The 26,555-nt window shown below is 55.7% G+C and carries 26 protein-coding genes and 1 tRNA gene; 9 read left to right on the top strand and 18 right to left on the bottom strand.

Features of this window, described 5'->3' with window-relative positions:
- Window positions 1-53: 53 nt before the first annotated feature.
- From AC1QQ2_RS04155 to AC1QQ2_RS04140, 4 genes are all read right to left on the bottom strand, one after another.
- Window positions 54-596 carry a GNAT family N-acetyltransferase gene (locus AC1QQ2_RS04155; protein ID WP_479712195.1) on the bottom strand — a complete coding sequence of 181 codons (543 nt, stop codon included), beginning with the start codon at window positions 594-596 and terminating at the stop codon, window positions 54-56.
- Window positions 597-732: 136 nt separating this feature from the next.
- Complete coding sequence (gene rpmA / locus AC1QQ2_RS04150; protein WP_067545143.1) at window positions 733-1,002, bottom strand: 50S ribosomal protein L27; 270 nt, start codon at window positions 1,000-1,002, stop codon at window positions 733-735.
- A gap of 20 nt (window positions 1,003-1,022) precedes the next feature.
- Window positions 1,023-1,610, bottom strand: coding sequence for a 50S ribosomal protein L21 (locus AC1QQ2_RS04145; protein ID WP_292250560.1), 588 nt, complete (start codon window positions 1,608-1,610; stop codon window positions 1,023-1,025).
- Between the two features lie 160 nt (window positions 1,611-1,770).
- Entirely contained in the window at window positions 1,771-2,595 is an 825-nt protein-coding gene (locus AC1QQ2_RS04140) for a DUF2059 domain-containing protein (RefSeq protein WP_479712194.1), read from the bottom strand.
- Between the two features lie 147 nt (window positions 2,596-2,742).
- On the opposite strand from AC1QQ2_RS04140, the gene AC1QQ2_RS04135 reads away from it, so the two are divergent.
- A tRNA-Ser gene (locus AC1QQ2_RS04135) sits at window positions 2,743-2,832 on the top strand.
- 1,176 nt (window positions 2,833-4,008) lie between these two features.
- On the opposite strand, the gene AC1QQ2_RS04130 is transcribed toward AC1QQ2_RS04135, so the two are convergent.
- From AC1QQ2_RS04130 to AC1QQ2_RS04105, 6 genes are all read right to left on the bottom strand, one after another.
- Complete coding sequence (locus AC1QQ2_RS04130; RefSeq protein ID WP_479712193.1) at window positions 4,009-4,359, bottom strand: SH3 domain-containing protein; 351 nt, start codon at window positions 4,357-4,359, stop codon at window positions 4,009-4,011.
- 197 nt (window positions 4,360-4,556) lie between these two features.
- Window positions 4,557-6,881, bottom strand: a complete 2,325-nt coding sequence (locus AC1QQ2_RS04125; protein ID WP_479712192.1) for a phage/plasmid primase, P4 family — start codon at window positions 6,879-6,881, stop codon at window positions 4,557-4,559.
- On the bottom strand, window positions 6,878-7,093 hold the full coding sequence (locus AC1QQ2_RS04120) for a helix-turn-helix transcriptional regulator (RefSeq protein ID WP_479712191.1): 216 nt from the start codon (window positions 7,091-7,093) through the stop codon (window positions 6,878-6,880). The genes AC1QQ2_RS04125 and AC1QQ2_RS04120 overlap by 4 nt, the downstream gene beginning before the upstream one ends.
- 74 nt (window positions 7,094-7,167) lie before the next feature.
- A complete protein-coding gene (locus AC1QQ2_RS04115; protein ID WP_479712190.1) occupies window positions 7,168-7,485 on the bottom strand; it encodes a hypothetical protein in 318 nt (105 codons plus the stop codon).
- Window positions 7,486-7,568: 83 nt separating this feature from the next.
- Entirely contained in the window at window positions 7,569-8,852 is a 1,284-nt protein-coding gene (locus AC1QQ2_RS04110) for a tyrosine-type recombinase/integrase (protein ID WP_479712189.1), read from the bottom strand.
- A 224-nt stretch (window positions 8,853-9,076) separates the two neighbouring features.
- Window positions 9,077-9,784 carry an SH3 domain-containing protein gene (locus tag AC1QQ2_RS04105; RefSeq protein ID WP_479712188.1) on the bottom strand — a complete coding sequence of 236 codons (708 nt, stop codon included), beginning with the start codon at window positions 9,782-9,784 and terminating at the stop codon, window positions 9,077-9,079.
- Window positions 9,785-9,929: 145 nt separating this feature from the next.
- Here AC1QQ2_RS04105 and msrB point away from each other — a divergent pair, with 145 nt between their 5' ends.
- Window positions 9,930-10,376 (top strand): peptide-methionine (R)-S-oxide reductase MsrB, encoded by a 447-nt coding sequence (gene msrB / locus AC1QQ2_RS04100; RefSeq protein WP_249945701.1) that lies wholly within the window; start codon window positions 9,930-9,932, stop codon window positions 10,374-10,376.
- The gene (gene msrA, locus AC1QQ2_RS04095; protein ID WP_105235041.1) at window positions 10,376-10,873 is read left to right on the top strand and encodes a peptide-methionine (S)-S-oxide reductase MsrA; all 498 of its coding nucleotides are present in this window, start codon (window positions 10,376-10,378) and stop codon (window positions 10,871-10,873) included. The genes msrB and msrA overlap by 1 nt, the downstream gene beginning before the upstream one ends.
- A 25-nt stretch (window positions 10,874-10,898) precedes the next feature.
- Here the strand turns inward: msrA and AC1QQ2_RS04090 are convergent, their stop codons facing one another.
- Window positions 10,899-11,657, bottom strand: a complete 759-nt coding sequence (locus tag AC1QQ2_RS04090; protein WP_438988004.1) for an RlmE family RNA methyltransferase — start codon at window positions 11,655-11,657, stop codon at window positions 10,899-10,901.
- A 37-nt stretch (window positions 11,658-11,694) separates the two neighbouring features.
- Window positions 11,695-12,807, bottom strand: a complete 1,113-nt coding sequence (locus AC1QQ2_RS04085) for a Ppx/GppA phosphatase family protein (RefSeq protein WP_105235039.1) — start codon at window positions 12,805-12,807, stop codon at window positions 11,695-11,697.
- Window positions 12,808-12,977: 170 nt separating this feature from the next.
- Here AC1QQ2_RS04085 and AC1QQ2_RS04080 point away from each other — a divergent pair, with 170 nt between their 5' ends.
- From AC1QQ2_RS04080 to AC1QQ2_RS04070, 3 genes are read left to right on the top strand one after another with little or no spacing between them, the layout of a single operon-like run.
- Entirely contained in the window at window positions 12,978-13,274 is a 297-nt protein-coding gene (locus AC1QQ2_RS04080; RefSeq protein WP_249945698.1) for a virulence factor, read from the top strand.
- A gap of 26 nt (window positions 13,275-13,300) precedes the next feature.
- Entirely contained in the window at window positions 13,301-14,227 is a 927-nt protein-coding gene (locus AC1QQ2_RS04075; protein WP_479712187.1) for a methylenetetrahydrofolate reductase, read from the top strand.
- Window positions 14,228-14,238: 11 nt separating this feature from the next.
- Window positions 14,239-15,291, top strand: a complete 1,053-nt coding sequence (locus AC1QQ2_RS04070) for a methyltetrahydrofolate cobalamin methyltransferase (RefSeq protein WP_105235037.1) — start codon at window positions 14,239-14,241, stop codon at window positions 15,289-15,291.
- Window positions 15,292-15,343: 52 nt separating this feature from the next.
- On the opposite strand, the gene AC1QQ2_RS04065 is transcribed toward AC1QQ2_RS04070, so the two are convergent.
- The 5 genes from AC1QQ2_RS04065 to AC1QQ2_RS04045 all read right to left on the bottom strand — a co-directional run bounded on the left by AC1QQ2_RS04065 (window position 15,344) and on the right by AC1QQ2_RS04045 (window position 22,107).
- Window positions 15,344-16,435, bottom strand: coding sequence for an ABC transporter ATP-binding protein (locus tag AC1QQ2_RS04065; RefSeq protein WP_479712186.1), 1,092 nt, complete (start codon window positions 16,433-16,435; stop codon window positions 15,344-15,346).
- Window positions 16,436-16,450: 15 nt separating this feature from the next.
- Window positions 16,451-18,094 (bottom strand): alpha-glucosidase, encoded by a 1,644-nt coding sequence (locus AC1QQ2_RS04060; protein ID WP_479712185.1) that lies wholly within the window; start codon window positions 18,092-18,094, stop codon window positions 16,451-16,453.
- Window positions 18,095-18,105: 11 nt separating this feature from the next.
- A complete protein-coding gene (locus AC1QQ2_RS04055) occupies window positions 18,106-19,434 on the bottom strand; it encodes a carbohydrate ABC transporter permease (RefSeq protein WP_479712184.1) in 1,329 nt (442 codons plus the stop codon).
- Window positions 19,434-20,678, bottom strand: coding sequence for a carbohydrate ABC transporter permease (locus AC1QQ2_RS04050; protein ID WP_479712183.1), 1,245 nt, complete (start codon window positions 20,676-20,678; stop codon window positions 19,434-19,436). Before AC1QQ2_RS04050 ends, AC1QQ2_RS04055 begins: the two co-directional genes overlap by 1 nt.
- Before the next feature lie 76 nt (window positions 20,679-20,754).
- Window positions 20,755-22,107 carry an ABC transporter substrate-binding protein gene (locus AC1QQ2_RS04045; protein ID WP_479712182.1) on the bottom strand — a complete coding sequence of 451 codons (1,353 nt, stop codon included), beginning with the start codon at window positions 22,105-22,107 and terminating at the stop codon, window positions 20,755-20,757.
- A 254-nt stretch (window positions 22,108-22,361) separates the two neighbouring features.
- On the opposite strand from AC1QQ2_RS04045, the gene AC1QQ2_RS04040 reads away from it, so the two are divergent.
- Both AC1QQ2_RS04040 and AC1QQ2_RS04035 read left to right on the top strand, forming a co-directional pair.
- Complete coding sequence (locus AC1QQ2_RS04040) at window positions 22,362-23,393, top strand: LacI family DNA-binding transcriptional regulator (protein WP_479712181.1); 1,032 nt, start codon at window positions 22,362-22,364, stop codon at window positions 23,391-23,393.
- Window positions 23,394-23,482: 89 nt separating this feature from the next.
- Window positions 23,483-24,454, top strand: coding sequence for a glucokinase (locus AC1QQ2_RS04035; RefSeq protein ID WP_479712180.1), 972 nt, complete (start codon window positions 23,483-23,485; stop codon window positions 24,452-24,454).
- Here the strand turns inward: AC1QQ2_RS04035 and AC1QQ2_RS04030 are convergent.
- Window positions 24,451-26,127: an ATP-binding protein gene (locus tag AC1QQ2_RS04030; RefSeq protein WP_479712179.1), complete on the bottom strand. Its 1,677-nt coding sequence runs from the start codon at window positions 26,125-26,127 to the stop codon at window positions 24,451-24,453. The genes AC1QQ2_RS04035 and AC1QQ2_RS04030 overlap by 4 nt on opposite strands.
- On the opposite strand from AC1QQ2_RS04030, the gene AC1QQ2_RS04025 reads away from it, so the two are divergent.
- Complete coding sequence (locus tag AC1QQ2_RS04025) at window positions 26,117-26,530, top strand: hypothetical protein (RefSeq protein ID WP_479712178.1); 414 nt, start codon at window positions 26,117-26,119, stop codon at window positions 26,528-26,530. The two genes, AC1QQ2_RS04030 and AC1QQ2_RS04025, sit on opposite strands and share 11 nt — an antisense overlap.
- Window positions 26,531-26,555: the final 25 nt, after the last annotated feature.

The following is a 26,555-nucleotide window of genomic DNA, read 5'->3' as shown; positions in this document are numbered from 1 at the left end:
CGCTTATGCGATCACGCCTCATTGCTCAAGAGGGAGCCCGAAAGCCGCCCCCTTTAGCTGTTGATTTTAAGCGTATAGGTCCAAGTGGGCACAGTGGACTTACGAGCGACAGAATAGGCTTCGGCGTCACCAAGGTAGGTGAAACCGCAATTCGTCAGAACACGCGCAGAGCCAAGGTTATCTTGGAACACTTCCGCGAAGAGTGTTTTTGCATCATGTGGGTTTGCATCAATCAGGGCTTTGACAGCGCCAGACGCGATGCCCGTGCCCCAAAACGCAGGCGCGACCCAAAAGAAGATCTCGCTCTGCCCACGGTCCATACGTTCGAGACTCACAATGCCTAGCATTTCGCCCAGATCGGTCGCCTTCCCATCGATGACCCACACGTCTTCGGTGCGATCAGCTTTGGTCGAACGGTCAATAAACGCCTCAGTCGTGCCGGGTGGCAGCGGATGTGGGATCGACCGCGTTCCACGCGCGACACGATCATCAGCGGCATACATGCTGATCAAACCAGCATCCGATTTACGCAGCGGGCGCAAAACGAAACGGTCAGCCTGAATGGTGGGCTGTGGTGTCACTTGATCTAACATCATTGGCTTCCTCCTAGAAACCGAGTCGGGCTTTGGCTCCTCTTCCTCACCCCAACAATGACTTAATAACAATCACCAAATAATAAAGGGGGACCGGAAAACCCGATCCCCCTAAATATCAAACCTTTAAGGTATCGGTTTACTCGGCGGCCTCCGCCACTGGGAGAACCTTTACAAAGGTGCGGCCCTTAAGACCGGTGTAGAACTTCACGTTGCCGTTTGCAGTTGCAAAGAGGGTGTGGTCTTTACCCATACCAACGCCCTCGCCAGCCCACATTTTAGTGCCGCGCTGACGAACGATGATGTTGCCTGCTACGACAACTTCACCACCGAATTTTTTTACACCAAGGCGACGACCCGCGGAGTCGCGACCGTTACGGGAGGAACCGCCTGCTTTTTTGTGTGCCATGTGTCTCTCCTATGCCTAAATTACTTAGCCAGTTCTTTGGCTTGCTCAACCCACTCGGGTTTCACTTTAACAGCCTCGAACGATGCAGCGTCAACAGCAGCCAGCTGAGCGTAGGTGGTGATACCAGCTTCGTTCAGTTTTTTAGCAGCAGCCGGACCAACGCCGGTGATTGCGGTCAGGTCGTCTGCGCCAGCAGCAGCGGCAGCCGGAGCAGCCTTTGCAGCTTTCGGAGCAGCAGCAGGTGCCGCAGCTTTCGGAGCAGAACCAGCACCGATCGCAGCTTTGACGCCCGATTTGTCTGCACCCGACTCAAGGATGTCGGTGATGCGAACGAGGGTCAGTTGCTGACGGTGACCAACGGTGCGCTTCGACGAGTGCTTACGACGACGCTTAACAAAGTTGATAACCTTGTCGCCTTTGATCTGGTCGATGACTTCTGCCTGAACAGCAGCGCCTGCCACGAAGGGAGCGCCAACAGTCGAACCAACCATCAGAATTTCGTTGAACTGGATTTTTTCGCCTGCATCGGCTGCCAGTTTTTCGACACGCAGAACGTCGCCCGAAGCAACTTTGTACTGCTTGCCGCCGGTTTTGAGAACCGCAAACATAGTATCTTCCTTCATCTACCGCGTCGCTGGGGCCACTTTCGTGTTGCTGGCTATGCCGCCCGTGAACTGCGCGCCCTGTTTTGGGCTGTATTGAATCAAAAACCAGGGCAGAATCCGCCCCAGATGCGGGCTTATCGTCAGAACCCTGTGGAAAGTCAAGCTAGAGTTCAGAAACCATCATCATTTGTGCGACCTGAAGGCCGAGGGCTCTACTGATCTCTTCGTAGAGGGTCGAGTAGGCATCGAAAAGGGCTCTATTCACGCCCTGCCCCGCCTCGGTATGTGAAAACGCGATCAACCTGTCCAAATCCGCATCAGACAGTGGTTGGTAGGCCATGTTCATAAACCCATAGACCCATTCAGAGGTGCTGGACCGCAATTCGGCTTCTTGGGCCCAGACATCTGATATCAAACTCTCAGGCGACGTTTGCCCGTCCATTGCCCCGCCATCGTATAGCCCTAGCAGGAACGCGTAGTTGTCGTTCAACGCGGCGCTGATGTTCTTCTCAATCAGGTCATTGACTTCGATATATGCCGTGATTTGGTCGAAACGAGGGGTGCCATGGGCATCAATCGCTGCCGCCGTCGCCGCGTCCAAAATATCAGGATCAGAGACCGCGCGGCGCGCATCAACCTCTAGAAGCACCGATTGGCGACCTGGATCAGTTGCATAAAACGCCAACATCGCATCCACGTCTTGCCCTGCAAGCGACCGTTCAAAGGCGGCAAACGCGGCTTCTTCCATCTGTTGCGGATCATAGAGTTGTGAAATCACGGTCGACCAATGTTCACTCACATGCCCCATCAGCATTTCGTCCGCGATTTGACCTGCGTAATCGATACCCTCTGCCGACATAATCGCAATCACGTCAGGCTGCATCAAAGCCTCAAACAAAGCGCGCTCGGCACTTTGTGACTGCTCTGCCATGGCAGGACCAGTGATCGCCGTAAGGCAGGACACGAAAACAAACGACTTAGCGCGCATGAGACACCCTTCTGTTGTGCCTTTACATATAGGCCGTCTGTGCATGTTCCAATTGCCATCGCAGTCAGTTGATCGATCTTTGCAAAAGATTTTTGTGAAATTGCTATTGCACGCCATTCGAAGTCACATTAAACGCCCCTTCATCGCGGAGAGGTGCCGGAGTGGTCGAACGGGGCGGTCTCGAAAACCGTTGAGCCTTCACGGGTTCCCAGGGTTCGAATCCCTGTCTCTCCGCCATTAAACCCAGTATCTAATTGATTTATTTAAACAATCAGTTCGACGGTTAGTTCTACCCATCCACCAACCAACTCACGCCAAACGCGGTACTGTATTTCGTTGATATTCAGCAAGGAAGTACACTCGGCTTGCGCTACGTATGGCATTTTAATTGCGACGTGAGCAAACTATTGGAGGTACCCCCCTACCACATGGCAAGAGGACGGGCCCCGCCCCCCGGTAAAAGGAGTTGCCTTTCATTGTACGGGGTAGTTTGGGAAAGGTGTAAACTTTGGCAATTAAGCCGCCGCACACTAGTCAATCACCCCAACGCCAACGATCAAGCATACTTGGGTTACGTGCAGTTTCTCGGCACGAGGTCCGAACCTCATTTGTCACGCTGTCAGACAACTCGCGGGACCTCGCAACAACGCAATTGTTATAAATTATATGGTCGATGGGGGTATCGAGACCCATTACCATCCTCATATATCCGATGTACTGCGTTTCAGCTATCGGTCGCCATCCGATCCCGACCGGGATCGCCGTATTTCTTATTCCTTGCGTATCAAGTGCAGCTTCATGGTCATCTCGGTGGAATGTCCGATCACCCACAAAAAACTCATCGGTTAGTGAATTGTAATATGCAACTGCGATGATTGGCGCCTGATCTGCCACCAGCTGTGGCGAATTTCCTAATTCAATAATCCTATCCAAAGCTTCAGCCCGCTGTGCGTTCAGCTGTTCATTGTAGCATTCTTGGCTGCCGCAATTCGTTAGAGTTTGCCCAACGCCTAAGGTCGGCAAGCAGATGCTAACAAACCAGCCAATTAAAAGTGAACAAGCAAACCTACGCATTCTGTTTATTTTTCTCCCATACTCTTCTCCCGCCTCCATCTTGCGACCAATCTCTGATTCGTGTCCAACCAAGTCGCCTTAGCGCTATGCCTACACTACCTGCACACGGGCGGGCATGGTACCGGCCATGTAGCCGCGCCAAGAGTTCATCCATCGTCCACCGACGGTTGCGCTGTGCGGGCGGCAGTGAGCACATCAGAGCTTCGATCTGTTTGGTGAGGGGCGTATCGCACTGGATGCGGGTGTCACGAAGACGCTTGCGCTCCGCTGCACGGATAGCCTCTTTGGATTCTGCCCGTATACGTTCAGATTCGGAGCGCAGATGGTCGATGTAGCGTTTCATGTGTCAACTTCCTGTGGTGGCAGGATGACGACTTCCGGGCATAAAGGGCAGTCTTCAGGACAAAGATTCATGGGTCTGATGAACCCGTGGCCAACGTGTTGCGCCGCCCTATGCGCTGCATCCTCAAGCTCACCCTCTCGCTGCGCGCAAGAGCCTTCTCTGTCTGGGAAGGTCCATCCCGCGCGCCCATACCGGTCACCTTCACTGCGCGCGGACCATTGCCATGTTGTAGGTCCAAATATTGCTTTTGGATCGAGGGGCGTAACTAGGGCAACAATTTCATCTCCATCGAACCCGGCGTATGTATTGTTTCCATCGGGCATGAAGGTCAGCTTCTTCTTTTCCATGTCTTGTTTCCTTTCGATGGGGGCGGCGGCTGTACAGTTCTGTGCTGTTTGCGCGGTTTGGGTCCATTTCCCATAAAGTCCCTATGTGAAGCTCTATAGAAAAAGTTTCGGGATGAGCTCTGAAACTGAGCAAAGTGCGCATAACCACACATGCGAGGAGCTGCCCCGGTAGTCCGTGGGGCAGCCCGTGTATGTTTTTATTTCAAGTGTATCGTATCACGCTGCAGCGCTATCCGGGCATATTCGCGACCCGAATTAACCTTTGGATGCCCCCGGTCGCTCAGACGGCGTGTAAAGGTGTTTTTAGTGGCAGCCCGGCTGCCGTTTTCGGCCGCCCAACTAACATATGCGGCGTAAAGATCACCTGTCGGGCAACTCAGGTCTGCGCCCATGCGGCACCGGTCGTTTATAAACTGACCTATGATGTCCTCATCGGTCCGGTAGCCTTCCGTCGCGGTTTTTACAGATTCGGGCACGGCCAGCCCGTGTGCCCAATAGTCCTTCACCCCGTCGAGCGCCCAGTTCAGAATGCCACTGCCTTCACGGCGTAAACGTTCCTGAAGTCTCGAATCTTGTTCATGCTCGGGTATTTGGACGCTCCAGTCGATCAGCGTCACCCTGCGCCATATGCCCAGGCTCGTGTCGTGAATGGCTGGGCGGTGATTCCCGGCCATTATGAACGTGTGTGACGGAGCGAAGTCGATAAATGACCTCCCGTATACCGGCCGCGCAGTCAGCACATCGCCACCGGTCCAGAGCTTGACACGTTCTTCGTCCAAGCGCCCCTCCCGTACCTCGCTAGCGAATGTGCCCCTTGCGCCCTGTAAGCGAAGGGTGTCGGCGCTTGGTCCTTGGGAGGACCGATCTTGCCGCATAAGGGCCTCGGCTTGTATACTCACAGCGTAATCGCCAAGTATGAACATCAGGGCGTCAACGAAGGTGGTCTTCCCATTTGCACCACCACCGTGAAAAAAGAACAGACGCTGTTCGCCCGGCTTGCCCCAAAGGGTCAGCCCAGCAACTTGCTGGATCAATCTGCGCACAGCAGCATCGGGCTGGACACGAGCTAGGAACGCCTCGAACTGCGGTGCAGCGGCTTCTGGAGCGAACTCGACGCCTGCTCGCTTTGTGATTAGATAATCAGGGCGGAACCCGATAAGCGAACGCTTGCGCAGGTCGAGCACGCCGTTCCTTACGCCCAAGAGGTCTGGCTGAGCATCGAGGTCGGCAGCCGCCACCGTCATGCCGTCATGCGTCCATCCCACGGATGCCATTGCGTCCATGCGCGGCAGAGTACTGCTGGCCGCCGCGTGCTTCGCGACCTTCTGGCTCTTCTCGACCTGTCCCTTCTCCATGAAGGCCGCACCGGTCTCGTGGATATACGCGATGGTTGTGCGGGCGGCCCGCCGGATCATATTCGTTGGGTCACCTGCCTTGCTCCACCCGGCGTGCGGGTCGAACCTGAGCACATCGCCGGTCTGGTCCACACGCAGCAACCGCCCCCGCCAGACCTTTGCGAATATACTGCCATTGAGAACGTCCCGCTCCTCGACCTGATCAGTCAAAAGCACCGTCGAAAGCCGTACACGCCGAGGGTCTTCCCAGCCTGCCGCCTTCGCCATGCCGAACAGTGTGCCGAGGGTTATGCCACCCGCCGGTTCGATGCTATTCCACGCCTTGTCGAAAGCGGCGTCGCTATATTTCTCACCCCCCTCTGACCATGTACGTGCGAGACCTTCGGCACACGCCCACTCCGTGGAACGGATCGCCATCAGCACGGCTACCCACTCCGGGTGGAGCATATCGGGGTCAAGCACTGCCAAGGCACCGCGCACTCGCTCGACATTCGCGGGTGTCTCTGGGTCGGGGCCATGGGCACCGAAGTTTACGGCCTTTGCACCCGCGCTCTTTACGGGTGCTCCGGACACGCCGCCTTTAGCCTGCACCGCAAGACGCATGGCGGCTACGCCAGCGTCTACCGACACCCATGCTCCGGCGTTCATAAGCACTTCCCCGGTAACGGTCACGAACCGGCCTTGAGCATAAGCCTCGAACCCTGTGCCCTTGTCTGCGATTTGGGCGAATCCGCCCGTCGATCCAATTACCCTTAGACCGCGCCCCGATGGGCTGCGTTCAATATAACAGTCCTTACACGCCTTCATTATGCGCCGAACATCCAAATCGTTGATGAGCTTGCCGCTCGCGTCGATGCAGTTGTCGAGGTCGAGTGCACCGATACCCGTACTGGACAGGAGCGCGATGCCCATGCCCGCGTAATGCAGCGGAGCGGCGTTATAAGCCGCCAAAGCTTCGTCGAAGGTCACAAGATTGGCCACGTCTTCCGGTTTACCAAGAGAGCCGCTCCGCACTGCGCCATTCGCATAGTACGGTACCTTATCGGGCTTGGGTTTGTCGGCCTTTATGACCGCTTTCCAAAGTAACCAGAGCTTCTGCGCCTTGAGTTCATAAGGAACGACGTCGCCCATGCATACCGAGGGTGGATTAAAATAGTCGCGTTTCATGACACGCCTCCGTTCAAGTAGGCACGAACATCGGACACGCGCCACCGGCGCGCCTGCGGTCCGATAGCAATGGGCTGCGGCAAACGCCCAGCCTGCACGTCACGCCAGATCGAGGCGCGGCTGCGCCCTGAGAGGATCGATAGTTCTTTTGTAGAAACCAGCGCCTCGGCAGGCATGCTGGTGAGTGCTTCAAGTCTTTGCGGTATGGCCATGGTGCCCTCCAGTTGGTTTTGGATGACACCGCTTGTGCACGTCCTTGGGGTGGGCACCGTGTGGCCCTAGAAACTTACTTCGTAATCCGCAGTCGCTTCTTGTGCGCATAGACTGTTGATAGCCCGATCCCTTCAGCGGCAGCTATCCGCTTGGCACCACCACGGATGTGCCAGAGGTCAGCGTACTTGCGCCGCAGTTCCTCCGCAGTTAGCTGCGCCGCTTCCTTTCGTTCGACGTTTGCCCCGAGATCATTAGGCGCAGGGTTCTGGTAAGGTTCTCCACTCTCGTCGTCGTATCGGACACCATTCCATGCATAGGCCGTGCCTGCGGCAGCCAGCGCGTCCCGCAATGCCGACTGCGAGCCTACCTTGCACAGTAAATGCGTAGGCATCTGAACGCTGAATTGCCGGTCCCATGCCGCCCGCGCAGCCGCGAGTTCACGCTCTCTGGCTTTCCTTTTGTCAGTCGACATCCTCAAGCCCTCTCAGTCAGCGACACGACATTCCCACCAGCAGCCACTCCCGTGACATGTGCCGCCCATGCGTCCATTACGCCACGCCGTTGCTCTACTAAATCCGTCCGGTGATAGGCTGCTTCGACGGCGTTACGGATCGTATGCGCCAGCGCGCGCTCTGCTAGATCACGTGATACGCCCTTCTCACTGGCCCAGTCTCGGAAGGTCGATCGAAGACCGTGGGGCACGGCAGGACGCCCAGACCGCTGGTCTAGGTATCGTCCATCCCGATCTTCGTTGATGCGCCTCATGCAGGCGCTCAGCGCCATGTCCGACAGCATCCCTCCCCTCACCGCCGGAAAGACGTAAGGCGAGCCCAAATCGCGCGGCAGCGCCTGCAACAGCGCGACCGCCTGCGAGGTGAGCGGCACTCGGTGCTCCTTTCCAGCCTTCATCCGCTGCGCAGGTATGGTCCAAAGCTTAGCCTTGAGGTCGATCTCTGCCCACGTTGCACCCCTGATCTCGCCCGACCGCGCAACCGTCAGAGTCATCATCTCCAGCGCCCGCGCGGCCATACCGTCGCGCTTCTGCAGATCGGCAAACCACGACACCACGTCACTGATCGACAACGCCGGTTGGTTACTGACCTTCGCCACCTTCGAGGGCTTGGGCAGGATCGCGTCGAGGTTCCCTTTCCACCGGGCCGGATTGTCACCCTCCCTGTGTCCCGCCACGGTCGCCCATGCCAACACCCCCTCGATACGCCCCCTCACCCGGGTCGCCGTCTCCGTCTTCGTCTGCCACATCGGCTCCAATACGCGCAGTACGTCCGGGACGCCTATGTCACCCACCAGCATCTTGCCCAACTTCGGGTTTGCGTATGTGCGCAGGGTCGAGCGCCACTGGTCGCAGTGTTTGGGGTTCTTGAACTCAGTCAGTTTGCTTTCAAGGTACTTCTCAACCGCATTTTCGAAGTTCAGCCCGCGTTTCTGCTCGGCCTGCAGCCGGGAGCGCAGCACCTTGCGCTCCTCGACAGGGTCGAGCCCCTGCCAGACCTTCTCCAGCTCTGCACGCGCGCGTTCACGCGCTTGCGCCAGCGTCACGGTGGGATAACTTCCCAAGCCGATATGCCTGCGCTTGCCGCCCACTGGCGTACGGAGGAGCCATGACTTGGACCCTCTCGGCGTGATCTGCAGCATCAGACCCTGCACCCCGCCGACCGATATGACCTTGTTAGACTTGCCCCTGTCGTGCTCCAGCCGCTTCACCTCAAGCGCTGTCAGTTCCTTCGCTAGCTTTGGCATAACCGACCTTCCTACCTACCTAAATGGTTGCAATTAGCTGAGACTAGCTTAGGCAGGGTGTGCAAGTAAAATTATGCAATTCATTGGCAAACAATACACATTCGATCTCTGTGAGCCCGGATGAAACAATAAATTGGCGGCCTGTCTCTCCGCCATAAAAATCCAAACACGACCACTTACGAAAACGCGCCCCACTCGGGCGCGTTTCGCGTTTCATTGGCGCTTTAACGTGCGGGTTCCACAGCCTCGGCTAGAAAACGTCCTGCAACCCATCCGGTCAATTTAGGCTCCGTGACGGTTTGGACCTGACACCAGCGTTGCGCTTCTGCCATGCGGCACCCCAAGTTTCGAACGACATCGTCGGCGTGCAAGACCGCAACTTTGTTTGTACTTTGGCTAGGCCCCGTGCGCAGGTTCAAACCGCCACTAGCGACAACAGCCCAAAAATCTGGCCCGCCCATCAACCCATCAGCATAGTCATTTTGGACAATACCCTGTGGCTTACCCGTGATCGATATGTCCAACGTATACTCTGCAACCTCGTTGCGTCGCGCTGCTGCGCGATACAGATAGACCATAACCGTATAGTCACCCGAAACTGGTAAGGTGGCGCTAAACTGGTTGAGGTCTGGTACGCTGTCGCTGGTCAAACTACTGACGGCGAGCGCCGCATCACCTGGGCCTGCCCCCGGTGCATAAACGTTGAAATAGGTGGCCGCGTTCGACGATTGAAGTGAGAGATCCATCACTTGCCCAGCTTCGGCGCCAAGATGGTACAAAACCGCTTCTCGCCCAACAATTCGATCCGAAATTACGGTCCCTGTCGTTCCCGCTGCAAATTCAACGTCAACGGAACGATCACTGCCCTGACCATGACCTGCGGTCGAAAAAGCCCCGAACATCATCAAAGACGCCGCTACAACCTTTAGCATAATTCACCCCTTACTTCTTACCGTTTTAAATTATCACCGATCGGCAGTTTCGTCAGCCCACTTCGGAACCGATCACATCATCGACAACCTTCCTTTGATTTCGACGCAAGACACGCCATATCGTAGCTTCAAATTAGGAGGTGACATGACACAGTATGAACGCCGACCCGAGGTGATCGAAGCGCTCGATCCCGAACAATATTATGTGACCCAAGAATCCGGCACTGAACGTCCGGGCACGGGGAAATACCTCTCCAACAAGGAGCCAGGTCTGTACGTCGACGTGGTTTCGGGCGAACCTCTCTTTGCCTCATCCGCGAAATATGAATCTGGCTGCGGCTGGCCTTCATTTGTTAAACCGATTGTCAGCGACCATGTAGTCGAACTTACAGACGTGTCGCATGGGATGGTCCGCACCGAGGTGCGGTCAAAATATGGAGACAGCCATTTAGGGCACGTGTTCCCAGATGGACCGCGCGATCGCGGTGGCCTGCGCTATTGCATCAATTCCGCTGCGTTACGCTTTATCCATCGTGACGATATGGAAGCCGAAGGTTATGGCGCGTTCATTGATCAAGTGGAGGAAATTTGATGGCTGAGCAACGTGCGGTTCTTGCAGGTGGATGTTTCTGGGGAATGCAGGATTTGATCCGCCGACAAACGGGCGTATTGCGGACACGTGTCGGTTATACGGGCGGTGACGTGCCGAACGCGACCTATCGCAACCACGGCACCCATGCCGAGGGGATCGAGATCATCTTTGATGATACCCAGACGAGCTATCGCGCCCTGCTGGAGTTCTTTTTCCAAATTCATGACCCGACGACAAAGAACCGTCAGGGCAATGACATTGGGTTGTCGTATCGTTCGGCGATTTACTATGTCGATGAAGATCAAAAGGCCGAAGCACTGCGCACGATTGCAGATGTGGATGCCTCAGGTATTTGGCCCGCTAAGGTCGTGACCGAAGTCGAACCTGTTGGCGACTTCTGGGAAGCAGAGCCTGAACATCAGGATTATCTAGAGCGGCACCCGAATGGCTACACCTGCCATTTCCCGCGTCCGAATTGGACCCTGCCGCGCACATGAAAAAGGGGCCGTCTGGCCCCTTCTCTTATTCTTCTTCGTCGTTCAGATCGGCGTCGTAGTTACCATCTCGCCCTTTGTAACCGCGAGCCACTACGAATTTTTCGGAACTATCCGCACGTGACGAAGGGGGTTTGATGTTTGCGACCGATTTGAAGTTCTTCTTCAGCGTTTTCATCAATTCGCCTTCCGCCCCACCAGCAAGGACTTTGGCAACAAAGGTGCCGCCGGGTGCGAGAACGTCGAACGCGAAATAAGCGGCTGCTTCACACAGCGCGATAATGCGAAGGTGGTCGGTTTGTTTGTGACCAGAGGACGCAGCAGCCATGTCTGACATCACAACGTCTGCTTCACCGCCCAGCCACTCTTTAACCAAAAGGTCTGCATCGTCGGACAGGAAATCGAGCTGGTGAATTTCAGCACCCGCCAGCGGTTCAACCTCTTGAAGGTCGACGCCCAAAACGGTCCCTATCCGCTTGCCCTGCTTTTCTCCCAGCGCATTCACACGTTTCACCGCAACTTGCATCCAGCCACCCGGTGCACAGCCAAGGTCAACGATCCGAGCCCCCGGAACGAGGAACCGATATTTGTCGTCGAGTTCGAGGATTTTGAACGCCGCGCGACCGCGATAGCCTTCGGCCTGCGCACGTTTCACGTAAGGATCGTTCAACTGCCGCTGCAACCAACGGGTCGACGAGGTCTTGCGACCACGGGCGGTTTTCACCTTAACGAAAAGGTCACGCTGTCCGCGTCCACTGGTATTTTTGGTCCCGGGTTTCTTAGCCATTCTTCCAGTCCGATCTTAGCAGAGCGTTCCTCTACCCCTAAAACGGAGTATCCTCAAGCACGCCATCCGCGCTCATTTGTGCATAAAGCAGACCCTCGCGCAGACCACGGTCCGCGACCGACAGACGATCCGTCGGCCAAATCCGCATAAGGGCCTGAAGGATAGCCGACCCCGACATAATCAAGGCCTGACGATCGCGACCGATCCTCGGGTCATTGCGGCGCCCATCAGGGCCAAGCGATAGGTAGTCCCGAATGACAGCATCAATCTGATCGCTGGTCATCCGAAGCCCATCGACCTTGGTCCGATCATAGCGTTTCAGCCCCAAATGGCTGGCCGCCACAGTCGTCACGGTGCCGCTTGTGCCAACGATCTGAAACCCCTCGCGGGTCTGTTCGGCGGTATAGGGGCTGAATTTCGACAGTTGTTCTTCAAAGAACCAGCTCATCAGAGCGAACCGCGCCGCGTCGTCCTCTACGTCCTCGAACTGATCGCGCAGGGTCGCGACGCCTAATGGCACCGAAATCCAGTCGACGACTTTCGCCGCCGCAAACGGACCAGGGTCCTGCACAAAGCCACGATGAAGCCGCATGATCGCACCAGGGCGTTCGCGATGCGGCACGTTCGTGAGGTCGATCCAAACAAGCTCGGTCGAGCCGCCGCCGATATCAACAACCAGCAACTGTTCTGTTTTGGTGCTGACGAGTGGCGCGCAGGAGATAACCGCTAAACGCGCTTCTTCCTCTGGGCTGATAATCTCCAGCCGCAGACCCGTTTCGCGTCTGATCTGATTGATAAACTGCTTACCGTTTTTCGCGCGCCGACACGCCTCTGTTGCGACCAGCCGCATATGGCCGACCTTATGGCGCTGTAGCTTTTGCTTACAGATCCGCAATGCCGCAATCGTGCGGTTCATCGACCCACGACCTAGCCGGCCTGAACTTTCAAGCCCGTAGCCCAGCTGGACCGACTTCGAAAAGCTGTCAATCACATGAAACTGGCTGCCCTTTGGTTGGGCAATCAGCATGCGACAGCTATTTGTACCCAAATCCAGCGCAGCGTAAAGCGAGGCCGGATCAGGCATTACAGGCGCGGGGGTCTCTACCGCCTTCGGGAACGCGCCCGCACCACGGGGACGCTTGGGCGCCATAGGATACGCCCTCCATTTCAAGTTACCTCCAACCTATGCCCCCGAGCGGCGCCGCGCAAGCCTCTCTGGACGAAACCTAGTCGCAGGAAAGTGGCAGCATGTCGAAAACCGACCTCGTGTCGGAAAATGCCGAGCGTATGAAGGAAGCCAAGAGGAAAAGGGAATCACAAATGGCAGATGTCACTATCGTTTACTGGCGGGATATCCCAGCACAGGTCATCGTCGGCAAAGGTCGCCGTGGCCACAAAGTGCAATTGCCCGAACGGTTTGAACAAGCGATCGACCGCGCCGCAATGAAGGCGGATATGGCGGGCACCGATGATTACCTCTCCGAATGGCGCAAGGCAGAGCCCTACTCTGTCGAAGGTGACGATGCAGAGGTCGCAAATGCCGAAGCTGCGCGTCTCGATGCCGAATACACACCAGAGCGTCTAAAGGCGCTGATCGAAAACAAAGGTCACGCGTGACCACCCGCTCTTTCAAGGAGGCCATGATGGCACTGCTTCCGTTTATGCGTAAAAAAGAAAATGTGACCACGGCCAATGCTGATCTGGAAGCATTCCTCCAAGGTTACTCGATCGAAGTGATGCCGCGCACCGCAGAAAAGGTTGAGAACTTCCGCGACCTGCTGCCCGCTGGCACCCGCGTTTACATCGCACATATCGATGGCACACCGATCGAAGACATGGTGGCGACCGCTGCCCGTCTGCGCGACGAAGGCTTTGACCCGATGCCACACTTCCCTGCCCGCATCATCAAAGACGCAGCAACGCTCGAAGATTGGGTGAACCGCTATTCCTCTGAAGCTGGCGTGAACCAAGGTCTCATCCTCGCGGGTGGCGTTGATCAGCCTGTTGGCGAATTCCACTCGTCGATGCAGCTTCTTGAGACTGGGATTTTTGACCGCGCTGGGTTCAAACGTCTGCACGTCGCAGGTCACCCTGAAGGCAACCGCGACATTGACCCCGATGGGTCGGACAAAAACGTCATGGACGCGCTGCGCTGGAAACAGAAGTTCGCGAACTCGACCGATGCGAAAATCGCGATGGCGACCCAGTTCTGCTTTGAGGCACAACCCGTTATCGAATGGGCAAACGCGCTTAAGGCGGCTGGCGTTGATATTCCGATCCACATCGGTATCGCAGGTCCGGCAAAACTGCAGACCCTGATCAAATTCGCAATCGCGTGTGGCGTTGGCCCGTCGCTGCGTGTTCTTCAGAAACGCGCGATGGATGTGACTAAACTCGTCCTGCCCTATGAGCCGAATGAAATCCTCGAAGAGCTGGCAGCACACAAAGCTGCGAACCCTGATTTCAACATTGAACAGGTTCACTTCTTCCCACTCGGTGGCATTAAGACCAACGCCGAATGGGCAATCAAAAATGGTGGCGACGCTGCCACCCCCGTAAATCAAGCCTAAGGACAGTCAGTATGACCCGCACTATCGTCGAATCCGCATCGAAAACCGCCATTATCGGCTTTGACCAGCCGTTCTGCGTGATTGGTGAACGGATCAACCCTACGGGCCGCAAGAAACTAGCTGCTGAACTGGAAGCAGGCGATTTCTCGACCGTTGAAAAGGACGCACTGGCACAGGTTGCTGCTGGCGCGAACATCCTCGATATCAACGCTGGCGTTGTCTACAACTCCAACCCGAACCCGAACGAGACCGAGCCGCCGCTCATGGTCAAAATGATCGAACTGGTTCAAGGCCTGACCGATTGCCCGATCTGCATCGACTCCTCGGTTCCTGCTGCTCTCGAAGCGGGTCTGCAGGCTGCAAAAGGCCGTCCGCTTTTGAACTCGGTCACGGGTGAAGAAGAGCGTCTGGAGTTCGTTCTGCCGCTCGTTAAGAAATACAACGTTCCTGTTGTTGCGATCTCGAACGACGACACTGGTATCTCCGAAGACCCAGACGTTCGTTTCGAAGTAGCAAAGAAAATCGTTCAGCGCGCTGCTGACTTTGGCATCCCTGCCTACGACATCGTTGTTGACCCGCTCGTTATGCCGATCGGTGCTATGGCGACCGCTGGTAACCAAGTATTCGCTCTCGTCCGTCGTCTGCGCGAAGAGCTGGGCGTGAACACGACTTGCGGCGCATCGAACATCTCGTTCGGTCTGCCGAACCGTCACGGCATCAACAACGCGTTCCTGCCGATGGCAATGGGTGCAGGCATGACCTCTGCGATCATGAACCCATGCGCCCTGCCCGTCGCGGCATCGAAGATCGAGGAAAAGAAACTGGAGCTGGCTGCCGCTGGCATCATCGTTCCTGATGACATCGATCTGGAAACCTTCTGCCAATTGACTGGTCTGGGTTCGACTCAATCGCGTCCAGGTAAAGAAATGGAAGCAATCCGCGCTGCAAACCTGCTGACCAACAACGATCCGCACGGTGGTGACTGGATCCGCTTTAACAAGCCTCCGTCGGCTGCTGGAGCTGAAGGCGACGGCCGTCGTCGCGGTGGTCGCCGTCGCGGCTAACGCTCTGCGAACACACCCAAAAGAAACGGGCCCTTGTGGGCCCGTTTTTCGTTTAGCGGTAGTAAAGCGATTTTCCGTTGTGGAAGATCTGCACCTTTTCAGGCACCGCCCGTAGGCTGACCGTTTGACCACGCATATCGGCGTGAATACCGGGAAGTTTGCCAATCACAGGTTCAGCTGCGCCGTTCTTTTCGAAATAGAGCAAGGTGACCTCGCCCAGAGCTTCGAGAATATCGACCTTGCCCGTGTAAATCGCATCGCAGTCATCACAAGGAACCATGTCCTCTGGACGGACACCGATATTCACCTTGAGCCCCATATCCGCAGTGCTGGTTGGAACCGCAGAGATAGCCGTGCCGCCCGTTGCCAGTTTCACAGTGGTCTGCGCACCCGTCCCAACGATTTCGCCCGCCAAAAGGTTCATCGCAGGAGAGCCGATGAATTGCGCCACAAATTCGTTCTCTGGCCGCTCATAGAGTTCGAGCGGCGTGCCGACCTGCGCGATGCCTTTGTTTGCGAGCACCACGATACGCGACGCGAGCGTCATCGCTTCGACCTGATCGTGGGTCACGTAAATCATCGTCGATTCAGGCATCGCCTCTTTCAACTGAGCGATCTCAATCCGTGTTGCCACGCGCAGCGCCGCATCAAGGTTCGAAAGCGGTTCGTCGAAGAGATAAACCTGCGGGTCGCGAACAATCGCGCGACCGATGGCGACACGCTGACGCTGACCGCCCGAGAGCGCCTTAGGCAGGCGATCAAGATACGGCTCCAACTGAAGGATTTTCGCAGCCTTATTCACAGCCGCATCAATCTCTTCCGCAGATTTCTTTGCGATTTTCAGCGCAAAGGACATGTTATCGCGCACCGTCATATGCGGATAGAGCGCGTAGGATTGGAACACCATGGCGATCCCGCGCTGCGCAGGCGGAATGTCGTTCACGACCTGACCACCGATTTCCAACGTGCCCCCGCTGATCTTTTCCAGACCTGCGATCATACGAAGAAGCGTGGATTTTCCGCAGCCAGATGGGCCTACGAAAACGATTAGCTCGCCTTCTTTGATGTCGAGGTTGATGTTCTTTAGAACCTCAACGCCGCCACCATAGACCTTGGCAACTTCCGTAAGTTTGAGATCGGCCATGTGTTTCCCCTCCCCTTAGGTCCGCTTGAGCGCGATATAGGGCTGCCAAGGCCCCAAGTGCAGCGCGCCGTCGGGTGCAACATGAGCACCACCCAGTTCGCCACCAATTGGCAACCATTCCCCAGACGGGGCTGCCAAATCAGACGGCGTGTCGCTCATATTGAACGCGCAATAGATCGTCGTGTCACCCGCAGATCGTGTAAAGCTGACAATATCGCCGTTCACTTCGAGTGGTGTCGACGCGCCAGATTTCAGCGCTTCATGAGCGTGACGGAATGCGATCGCTTTGCGGTAGTGATGGATCAAGCCTGCCGGATCTTTTTCCTGCGGCTCAACCGACAGGCCAAGGTGTTCGCTGGACACCGGAAGCCACGGTTTACCATTGGTGAAACCACCGCTGGCATTATCCTGCTCCCATACCATCGGCGTCCGGCAACCGTCACGGCCTTTGAATTCAGGCCAGAATTCGATGCCGTAAGGGTCTTGCAAATCTTCAAACGCAACATCAGCCTCTGGAAGACCCAGTTCTTCGCCCTGATAGATACAGACCGATCCGCGCAGACACATCATCATCGTTGTGAAGAGGCGGGATGCAGCAGGTGTCAGGCCCCAACGGGTGACGTGGCGCACAACGTCGTGGTTCGAATAGGCCCAGCAGGCCCAGCCGTCAGCGGCAACTTCGTCGACTTTCGCCATAACGTCAGCCACGTATTGTGCGGACGGGCGTGCACCTGACAGTAGTTCGAACGCATAACACATCTGCATGACGTCATTGCCACGGGTATATTGCCCCATGATCTCTAGACCACGCTGCGCATCACCAACCTCACCTACCGCAGCGGCGCCAAACGGCTCCATCACGGCGCGAAGTTTACGAAGAAAATCAAGGTTCTTCGGGTGGTTCTTATCGTAAAGGTGCTCTTGGTGGTTATACGGGTTCACCGACGGCGCGATGGTCGCATTTCGCATCTCTTTGGGCAGCGGCGGGTTATCGCGAAGCTGCTCATCGTGCATATAGAAGTTAATGGTGTCGAGGCGGAAACCATCGACACCACGGTTCAGCCAGAACCGACCCACGTCCAAAAGCGCCTCTTGAACCTTTGGATTGTGGAAGTTCAGGTCGGGCTGCGACACTAGGAAGTTGTGCAGATAATATTGCTCGCGACGCGCATCCCACTGCCACGCGGATCCACCGAAGATCGACAACCAGTTGTTCGGCGCGGTGCCATCTGGTTTCGGGTCAGACCAGACATACCAATCGGCCTTATCATTATCGCGGCTCTGGCGGCTCTCGACGAACCACGGGTGGACATCCGAAGTATGCGACAGAACAAGGTCGATCATCACGCGAATGCCGAGGCTATGCGCAGTCTCAATCACCGCATCAAAATCAGCGAGCGATCCGAACATCGGATCAACGTCGCAATAGTCTGAAACGTCATAACCGAAGTCTTTCATCGGGGACGTAAAGAATGGCGAAATCCAGATCGCATCAACGCCGAGCGACGCGATATAGGGCAAACGCTGGACGATGCCCAAGAGATCGCCAATGCCGTCGCCGTTGCTGTCTTGATAGCTGCGGGGATAAATCTGGTAAATAACGGCCCCACGCCACCAGTCTTTGTCCTGCATGTTCGACACAATAGGTGCCTTGCTCATTTCAGTAGTCCTTATTTCACGGACCCGGCGAGGAGGCCTCGCACGAGGTATTTTTGCATAGCAAAGAAGACGATCAGCGGCACAGAGATCGACACAAAGGCCGCCGTCGCAAGAATTTCCCAGTTGCCGCCGCGTGTGCCCAAGAGCTCTACGATTTGGCGCGTCATAACAGTGGTGTTGCCTGAGCTATCGATCAGGAACACGAGAGCCACGAGCAGGTCGTTCCATGTCCACAAGAACTGGAAGATCGCGAAGGATGCGAGCGCAGGGAACGAAAGTGGTAGGATGATACGGGTAAAGATCTGGAAATCGGTCGCACCGTCTACACGAGCGTTTTCAATGATATCCCGCGGAAGGCCAGCCATGTAGTTCCGCAGCAGATAAATCGCGAGAGGCATACCAAAGCCCGTGTGGGCCAACCAAACACCCAGATACCCTTTGCCGATCCCAATCTCGAGGTGCAGACGCAAGAGCGGGATCAGCGCAAGCTGTAGCGGCACGACCAGTAGACCCACGATTGCTGCGATCAAGAGGGCTCGCCCAGGGAAATCCATCCAAGCCAGCGCGTATGCCGCAAAGGCAGCGATAGTGATCGGGATGATCGTTGCGGGGATGGTCACGGTAAGCGTGTTAAAGAACGCCTTTGCCATGTCATCACTGGCTTGTCCGCCACCCTGCCCCGTGCCGAGACCAAAAATGACCGACAACAGGATCAGAGTACCAAACCCGAACACGATAACCGCCGACCGCGTGTGATCGGGACGTAGCGAACGGGCGGAAAATCCAGCTACTGTCCCCACGATAACTGCAGCCACGATATAGACCAGCAGCGATTGAACTACGCCTTGACCCAGAACGGTGTCATAGTTTTCCAATGTGAATTCAGGTGGCGTCACAGCCGTCACAAAGACGCGCTGACCACGGCCCGAAGGTTGATCCACAGAGGACCAAACGTAATCGCCATTGGCCTCAACAGCAAAGCTTTCGCCATCACCTAAATCAGCAGTTTCACCTACCGCATAAGCGGAAATTTCGCGGGACGACGATCCCCAACGGGAAATCTCTGCTTCAGTTCCACCCTCAAAAAGGTTCCCCGATACGACCCAAGTTCCGTCCGCCTGCTGAACGGCGAAATCATCTGGGTCTGCCGCACGGAGCGTCAAGCTCTGTTCGCTAGGGAAGAGAGCTTTCCACCAACCAGAGGTCGAAATCTGATCTGCCGTACGGAAAGACGAAACGAACAGACCAACAGTCGGGAAAATCCACAGAACAACCAGCAGAACGACTGAAATATGGACCGCCCAGTTGAGCGAGGATTTGGTGCCTGCGATGTTGTCCATCAGCGCATCTCCTTGCGAGCATTGTAGACGTTCCAAACGAGGATCGGTGTGACGAGCAGCATAATGATCATCGCAGAGGCCGACCCAACACCCCAGTCATTCGAGCGGAAGAGTTTGTCATACATGTAATTGGCGAGGACCTGCGTCTCCCACTGACCGTTGGTCATAGCGAAAACGATATCGAACACCTTGAGCACAACGATGGTGATCGTGGTCCACACGACGACGATCGTATTCATGATCTGCGGAACTTTGATCTTGAAAAAGATCTGGAACGGGTTTGCGCCGTCGATGATTGCGGCCTCAATCGTATCCTCGGGAATACCGCGAAGGGCCGCCGAGAGGATCACCATGGCAAAGCCCGTCTGGATCCAGATCAGCACAACCATCAAGAAGAAGTTGTTCCAGAACGGAATGGTCAGCCACGTTTGCTGTTCACCATAAGGCATCGCGAGGGTCGCACTATCAATCACGTTGAGCGCCGATAGAACAGCAACCCAAGTCAGCAGAACGGCACCGACGACACGCAGGAGTTTGAGGGCAATCCCTTCCACAACATGCGCTGCAGGTTTCACAATCGGTCGACCAACAAGGTAGGCGGCATAGCCAACAACAGCGGCGAAACCAGCGAACATCAGGGCGGGAAGAACGCGAAGTATGAGCACAGACCCGAAACCGCCATCGAACTGCAGCCAAAGCGCGTTCAAGATACCGATTTGGTTCTGATCCGCAGGACGTGCGTCATAGATCAATTTAAAGATCACAGCCGCGCCGACGAAAGAGATCGCCATCGGCATAAAAATCAGGGATTTTGCAAAGCTGCCCCATTTGATCCGGTCGGTCAGTTGCGCAACCAACAGCCCCAGCGCGGTCGCCGCGGCGGGAACGATAAGGAGCCAAAGAAGGTTGTTGCGCATCGCTTCCCAGAATTTATCTTCGGCAAACATGCGACGGTAGTTGTCAAAACCAACGTATTGGGAGGCCCCGCCCGGTAGGCGTTCGCTCAGCGACAAACGGAAGGTTTCGACCACGGGATAAGCAAGGTAAAGCCCCAGCGCCAAGAGCGCGGGCATCAGAAACAGCCATGGACGTACCATATTGGCACGGTTGATGTTGCGCCCTGCGTGAATGCCTTTGGCTGGAAAAAGAACCTTATCGAGAAAGATGTTCGAGCCGTAGAAATAGGCCAAACAGCCGCCAACGCCGATAAAAATGGTGATTAAACCCTGTAACGCCGGACTCATGGCAGCCCCTCCCCTGAGCGGTAGAAAATAGGGGCAACCTTACGCAAAGGTTGCCCCATAGATCATCTAGCGATGATTACTTAATTGCGTCCCAAGACGTCTGGATCGCATTCGCTACGTCTTCTGCGGAAGCGCCGCCAACGTAGTCAACCATGCCAGTCCAGAACGAACCTGCGCCAACAGCGCCCGGCATCAGGTCGGAACCGTCAAAGCGGAAGGTGGTTGCGCCCTGAAGGATCTCGCCCTGCGATTTCAGCGCTGCCGATGCGTATGCATCGTTGTTCACGCCGAGGTGCGGTGTGAGGAAGCCACCCTGAGCCATCATGACTTCTTGTGCAAACGGGGTCTGCAGGAATTCCATGAAGCCACTGGTCGCATCAGATGCGTTGGTTACAGCCATCAGAGTACCGCCGCCCAGAACTGGGTTGCCGAGGTTTTTGTCAGCGTAGGACGGGAAGTAGAAGAAGTCAGCATCGGTGCCCACTTCGGTGCCTTCTGGGAAGAACGCCGGAATGAACGAAGCCTGACGGTGCATGTAGCAAGCCGGCGGAGCGTCGAACAGGCCTTTCGGGCTATCACGGAAGTCGGTGGTTGCTACAGCGCCAGCGCCGCCAGCAACATATGCGTCGTTCTTCGCGAATGCGCCGAACTCTTCGATTGCACCGATAACTTCAGGCGAGTTGAATGGCAGTTCGTTGGTGGTCCATGCGTCATAAACGGATGCAGGCTGCGTGCGGAGCATCAGGTCTTCGACCCAGTCAGTTGCCGGCCAGCCAGTCGCTGCGCCCGAACCCAGACCGATACACCACGGGGTGCCACCGTCAGCAACGATCTGATCGGTCAGTGCTTTGAGTTCTTCCATCGAGGTTGGCACTTCGTAGCCAGCATCTTCGAAGTTCTCAGGGACGTACCAAACGAGCGACTTCAGGTTCACGTTGAAGAAGAAGCCAAAGAAGTCGTCGCCAGCACCAGCATTGTCATAGGTGCCGAGGTCAACCCACGACTGACCAGCAGCGTAGTTGTCCAGAACCCACTGACGTGCATCAGCACCGAGCGGGGACAGTTTGCCTTGGCTTGCGAGCGAAGCGGCAAGACCCGGCTGCGGGAATACTGCGAGGTTCGGTGCAGCGCCTGCTTCAACGTCGATTACGATCTGCTGTTCAAAGCTGTCAGAGCCAACGTAAGATACGTCTGCGCCGGTCGCTGCTTCAAAGTATGCAACCATGTTGTTGAAGTAGTCAGCTTCTGGCGACATCCACGGACCAGAGATGGTCACGGTCTGACCTGCGTAGTCGTGGCCAGCAGCGAAGTCTGCGTAGCTATCCCAGCTGAACGCGCCCTCGCCCTCAGCGAAAATCAGGTGTGCATCTGCGTGCGCCATCGTGGCGGTCAGCGCGATAACTGCAGCACCGGTGTAAAATTTCTTCATGGTTTCTCCTCCCAAGTCCGCCTCTCGACGATTTGAATGTGATCAAGTCCGCCTATCAAATTTATCCAAAGCGGTTTGATTGGTGTAACGATTGCCTCATTCAAAAGGCACTGTCAATGATTCACCGATATAGCGCTAACATACCTAAAATCACCTTCGCATCTGCAGAAAATTAATAAATACACATTAAATTGACGTTAATAAGCGGCGCAGATAGTCTGAGCTATGAAATTTAAAACCGCTTTGGAAACCGAATGAACCTCAAAGAGCTGTCCACAAAACTCGGATTGAGCCAAACCACGGTGAGTCGCGCATTGAACGGCTACCCCGAGGTTTCCGAAGAAACGCGCGAAAAGGTTCGCCGCGCTGCAGAAGAACATAACTACCGCCCGAACACCCGTGCCCGCAGCCTCGCCACGGGTCGCACAATGGCGATTGGTCACGTGATCCCTGTATCGACAAAGCATGAGATGGTGAACCCGGTGTTCGGCGATTTTATCGCAGGCGCTGGTGAAGTTTATTCCCGTGAAGGCTACGACATGGTTCTGACCCTCGTTGAGGATAACAATGAGGAAGCGGCCTACCGTCAGATCAAATCTCGCGGCTCCGTCGATGGCGTTGTGGTCCACGGCCCCCTGATGGATGAACCCCGTATTCCTCTGCTGAAAAAGATCGGTCTCCCATTCGTCGTGCACGGTCGCGCCACCAATGCGATTGATCCCTATTCTTGGGTCGACATGAACAACCGCCGTGCGTTTGAGCGTGCGACCGAACTTTTGCTAGATCTCGGTCACCGTCGAATTGCTTTGATAAATGGCCTTGAGAGGATGGATTTCGCCTTCCGTCGTCGCGAGGGGTATGAGGCCGCGCACTACAATCGCGGACTGACCCCCGACCCGATTTTGATGTGTAGCCACGAAATGACCGAACTTTTCGCGCATGACACGACGGCGACCCTGCTCGGCCAGCCCAACCCACCGACGGCTTTCCTCGTGTCCTCAATGATCTGCGCTTTGGGTGTCCGTCGCGCAATTGAAGAACGCGGATTGATCATGGGCAAGGACGTGTCTGTCGTCACACACGACGACGTGTTGTCCTACCTACGGAACGGCGGTGATGTGCCGATCTTTACAGCCACGCGATCCTCTGTTCGTGAGGCTGGCCGAAAGTCTGCCGAAATCCTGCTGCAAATGATCAATGATCCGACCCGCGATCCTGAAACTGTCCTTTTTGAAGCCGAATTGGTTTTGGGTCAGTCCACAGGTCCCGCACTGGTTCGGGCTTAATTCAAACTTGCAGCCTAATCGCTTTGAACACTAAAAGCAGCGCACGCGGGAACGCAGTCGCTCATATCTCGTCTTAGAAAAGGTGCCCTATGGCTCATCCGGTTGATACGCTTTCACTCGTCGCTGACATTGGCGGCACCAATACCCGCGTGGCATTGGCTGATGGTCGAACAATCCTGCCCGAAACGATCCGCCGTTATTCGAATGCCGAATTTCCAGGACTAGAAACGGTGATCCGCCAATACGTCAAAGACGAAAATGGCGTCGATCCCAAGGCCGCTTGTGTCGCTGTCGCTGGTCCCGTTCGCGATGGAAAAGCGACGATGACCAACCTCGATTGGACGATCGATAAGCCGACTCTTACGCGCGCCACTCAGGCCGAAAATGTAGCCATTCTGAATGACTTGCAGGCCCAAGGTCATGCAATTGGATATATCGACGACGCCAATGTTCCGATTGTTTTGGATGGTGCCAAAGGCAATGAACACGCCGCGAAACTCGTGATCGGCGTAGGCACTGGGTTTAACTGTGCGCCAGTATTTGAAACCGAGGCAGGTCGACTAGTCACCCCGTCAGAGGCTGGTCACGCGAACCTACCCATTCGCACCGACGCCGAATTGCGGCTTTGCAACTTCGTCTCCAACGCACACGGCTTCCCCGCAGTCGAGGACGTGCTCTCTGGTCGTGGTCTAGAGCGCGTTTACATGTGGCTGGGTCAAGAAGCCGGCACCCCTGTCGAAAAGAGCGCCGCTGAAATCATGACCGCCTGTGCCGATGGCAGTGATCCTCGCGCCATTGCGGCAGCCCAGCAATTTACCCGCATTCTGGGCACCGTGGCTGGTAACTTGTCTCTGATCCACTTGCCCTTTGGCGGTGTTTATCTGTCCGGTGGTGTTGCGCGGGCGTTCAAACCCTACCTTGATCAGTTCGGGTTCGACACTGCGTTCCGCGACAAAGGTCGCTTTGCGGGCTTTATGAGCAACTTCACTGTCCACGTGATCGAAGACGACTATGCGGCGCTCACAGGCTGCGCCGCACACCTCGTTTCGCACTTCGGTTAACGCGCGGCGAGCTCTGCCTCGACGGTGCGTGTGAGATCAGCCAGAGAAAACGGTTTCGTCAGAAATACCGATTGCCCAACGTCAGCAAGATGGTCAGTAAAGGCATCTTCGGCGTAGCCAGAGACGAACACAACGCGGGTCTTAGGGCGCATTTTACGCGCCTCTTTGACCCACGTTGGTCCATCTTTTCCGGGCATCACAACGTCTGAGACAAAGACATCAACGACCAATTCTGGGTCTTCGAGAAGCGTCAGAGCCTGCTCACCACTTTCGGCCTCCAACACGGTCAGCCCTTTCATCTGCAAGGCACGCGTCGCAAAGGCGCGGACTGGGGCTTCGTCTTCGACCAACAAAACGACGCCCTTTCGAGGGGTAATCGTTGGCTTTTCCGTGGCTTGAGCGGGTTGAGGGTCGAGCACCGCCCCATCGAAATGGGGAAAATAGAGCGAGAAAATAGATCCTACGTCAGGTTCGCTTTCAACGAAAATGAACCCACCAGATTGCTTCACAATCCCATATGCCGTCGAAAGCCCTAGCCCCGTGCCTTCGCCAGGTTTCTTGGTCGAATAGAACGGCTCAAATATCTTTCCGATCTTTTCTGGCGCAATCCCATGACCTTCATCGATCACCTTGATCAGCACGTAGTTACCTGCCGGCAGACGCGCGTGATCGCGTTCAAGCCGTTCCGCCAGCGTCACGTTCTGGCTTTCAACCCGAATATCCCCGCCACCCGGCATCGCATCCCGAGCGTTCACAACAAGGTTCATGATAACCTGTTCAAGCTGACGTTTATCGGCTCGAATGGGGTAGAGATTGTCCTCTTGGGACAAGACCAACCTGATCCGTTCACCGACCAGACGATCCAGCAATTGCGTCATATTCGAGAGAACGCCTGATAGGTCAAAAACTTCAGGAAGCAGCGTCTGTTTGCGCGAAAACGCGAGGAGTTGCGACACCAGCCGCGCCGCGCGGGTGGTGTTTTCTTTAATCTGACTTAGATCGCAGAAATCCGTATCGCCCTCACGATGTCGCATGAGGAGTAACTCGCAGTGTCCTGAAATTGCTGTTAAAAGGTTGTTAAAGTCATGTGCGACACCGCCCGCCAACTGACCGATGGCTTGCATTTTTTGGCTCTGAACAAACTGGGCTTCGAGCGATTTGAATTCTGTCATGTCGTTCAGAACCGCAATCAACGGACTATCAGGCTCGCGCCCCGTTGGATGCAACGCAACCTGCACAAAGAAGTCCTGCCGATCGCCCTTGCCGCGCAAAAATTCACGGGTGTTGAGGCTGCGCGATGCCGCGACATCAGCCAGCCAATCTGTGATCGGGCGCCCTAACCCCTCGAGCCGATCAGACAGCCGCGTACCATTGGTGATCTGCCCACCTAGCAACGTGCGCGCTTCTTGGTTGGCGAATAGGATTTCTCCGGTTTGAGCGACCTTGAGGATCGGTACAGGCAGCGCGTCGAGTTCACCAATATCGGCTAGGCTGTCGTGGTCATGTTCGGTTCGATTTGGTTGATCAGACTTTTGAACTCTGCGTTCAGTCGAAAGGACCCATAGGAAAACGTTCTCAGGCAGAGCGGTCACTGAAAGCCGCACGACTTCATCCTTGAGTTGAAATTCATGCTGAGCGCGCCCAAACTGCCGAGCCTCAACATTGAAACGCAAAATCGTCGCTTTAGGGCTCGCAAATATCTGGCAAAAGTCGATTGATCGCGCGGCGCCGTTTGACAACAAAATCGAACCGTCCATCCCAATCACCCACGTCGGTTCGGTGTTTGACGCTACAATTGGCTCTATTGCCGCCAAAGTCCGACGTTGCGCATACCGCCTCATAGTGTTCCGAAAAAACAAAAAAATGGCGGTTAGACCTATCGCGCCACCGCATAAATACCCAAATAAGATTACCTTCGGCTCAGTGACCCAGCCCGCCAAAGAGACTGAGATGATTGCAGTAAACGCCAAAGCGGATAGCCCAATGGGACCATCAATGCGTGCGGAACCTGTGTACACACCGATTTCTCCTAATAGTCGGGTGCACCATGTCGAAACTTGGTTAACGCACCCTTAATACGAGAAAGACTGTGCAGCGAGGT

The organism is Aestuarium sp., assembly GCF_023253315.1.
In the GTDB taxonomy this organism is placed as follows: domain Bacteria; phylum Pseudomonadota; class Alphaproteobacteria; order Rhodobacterales; family Rhodobacteraceae; genus Marivivens; species Marivivens donghaensis.
This window is presented reverse-complemented; position numbering and strand designations above follow the sequence as displayed.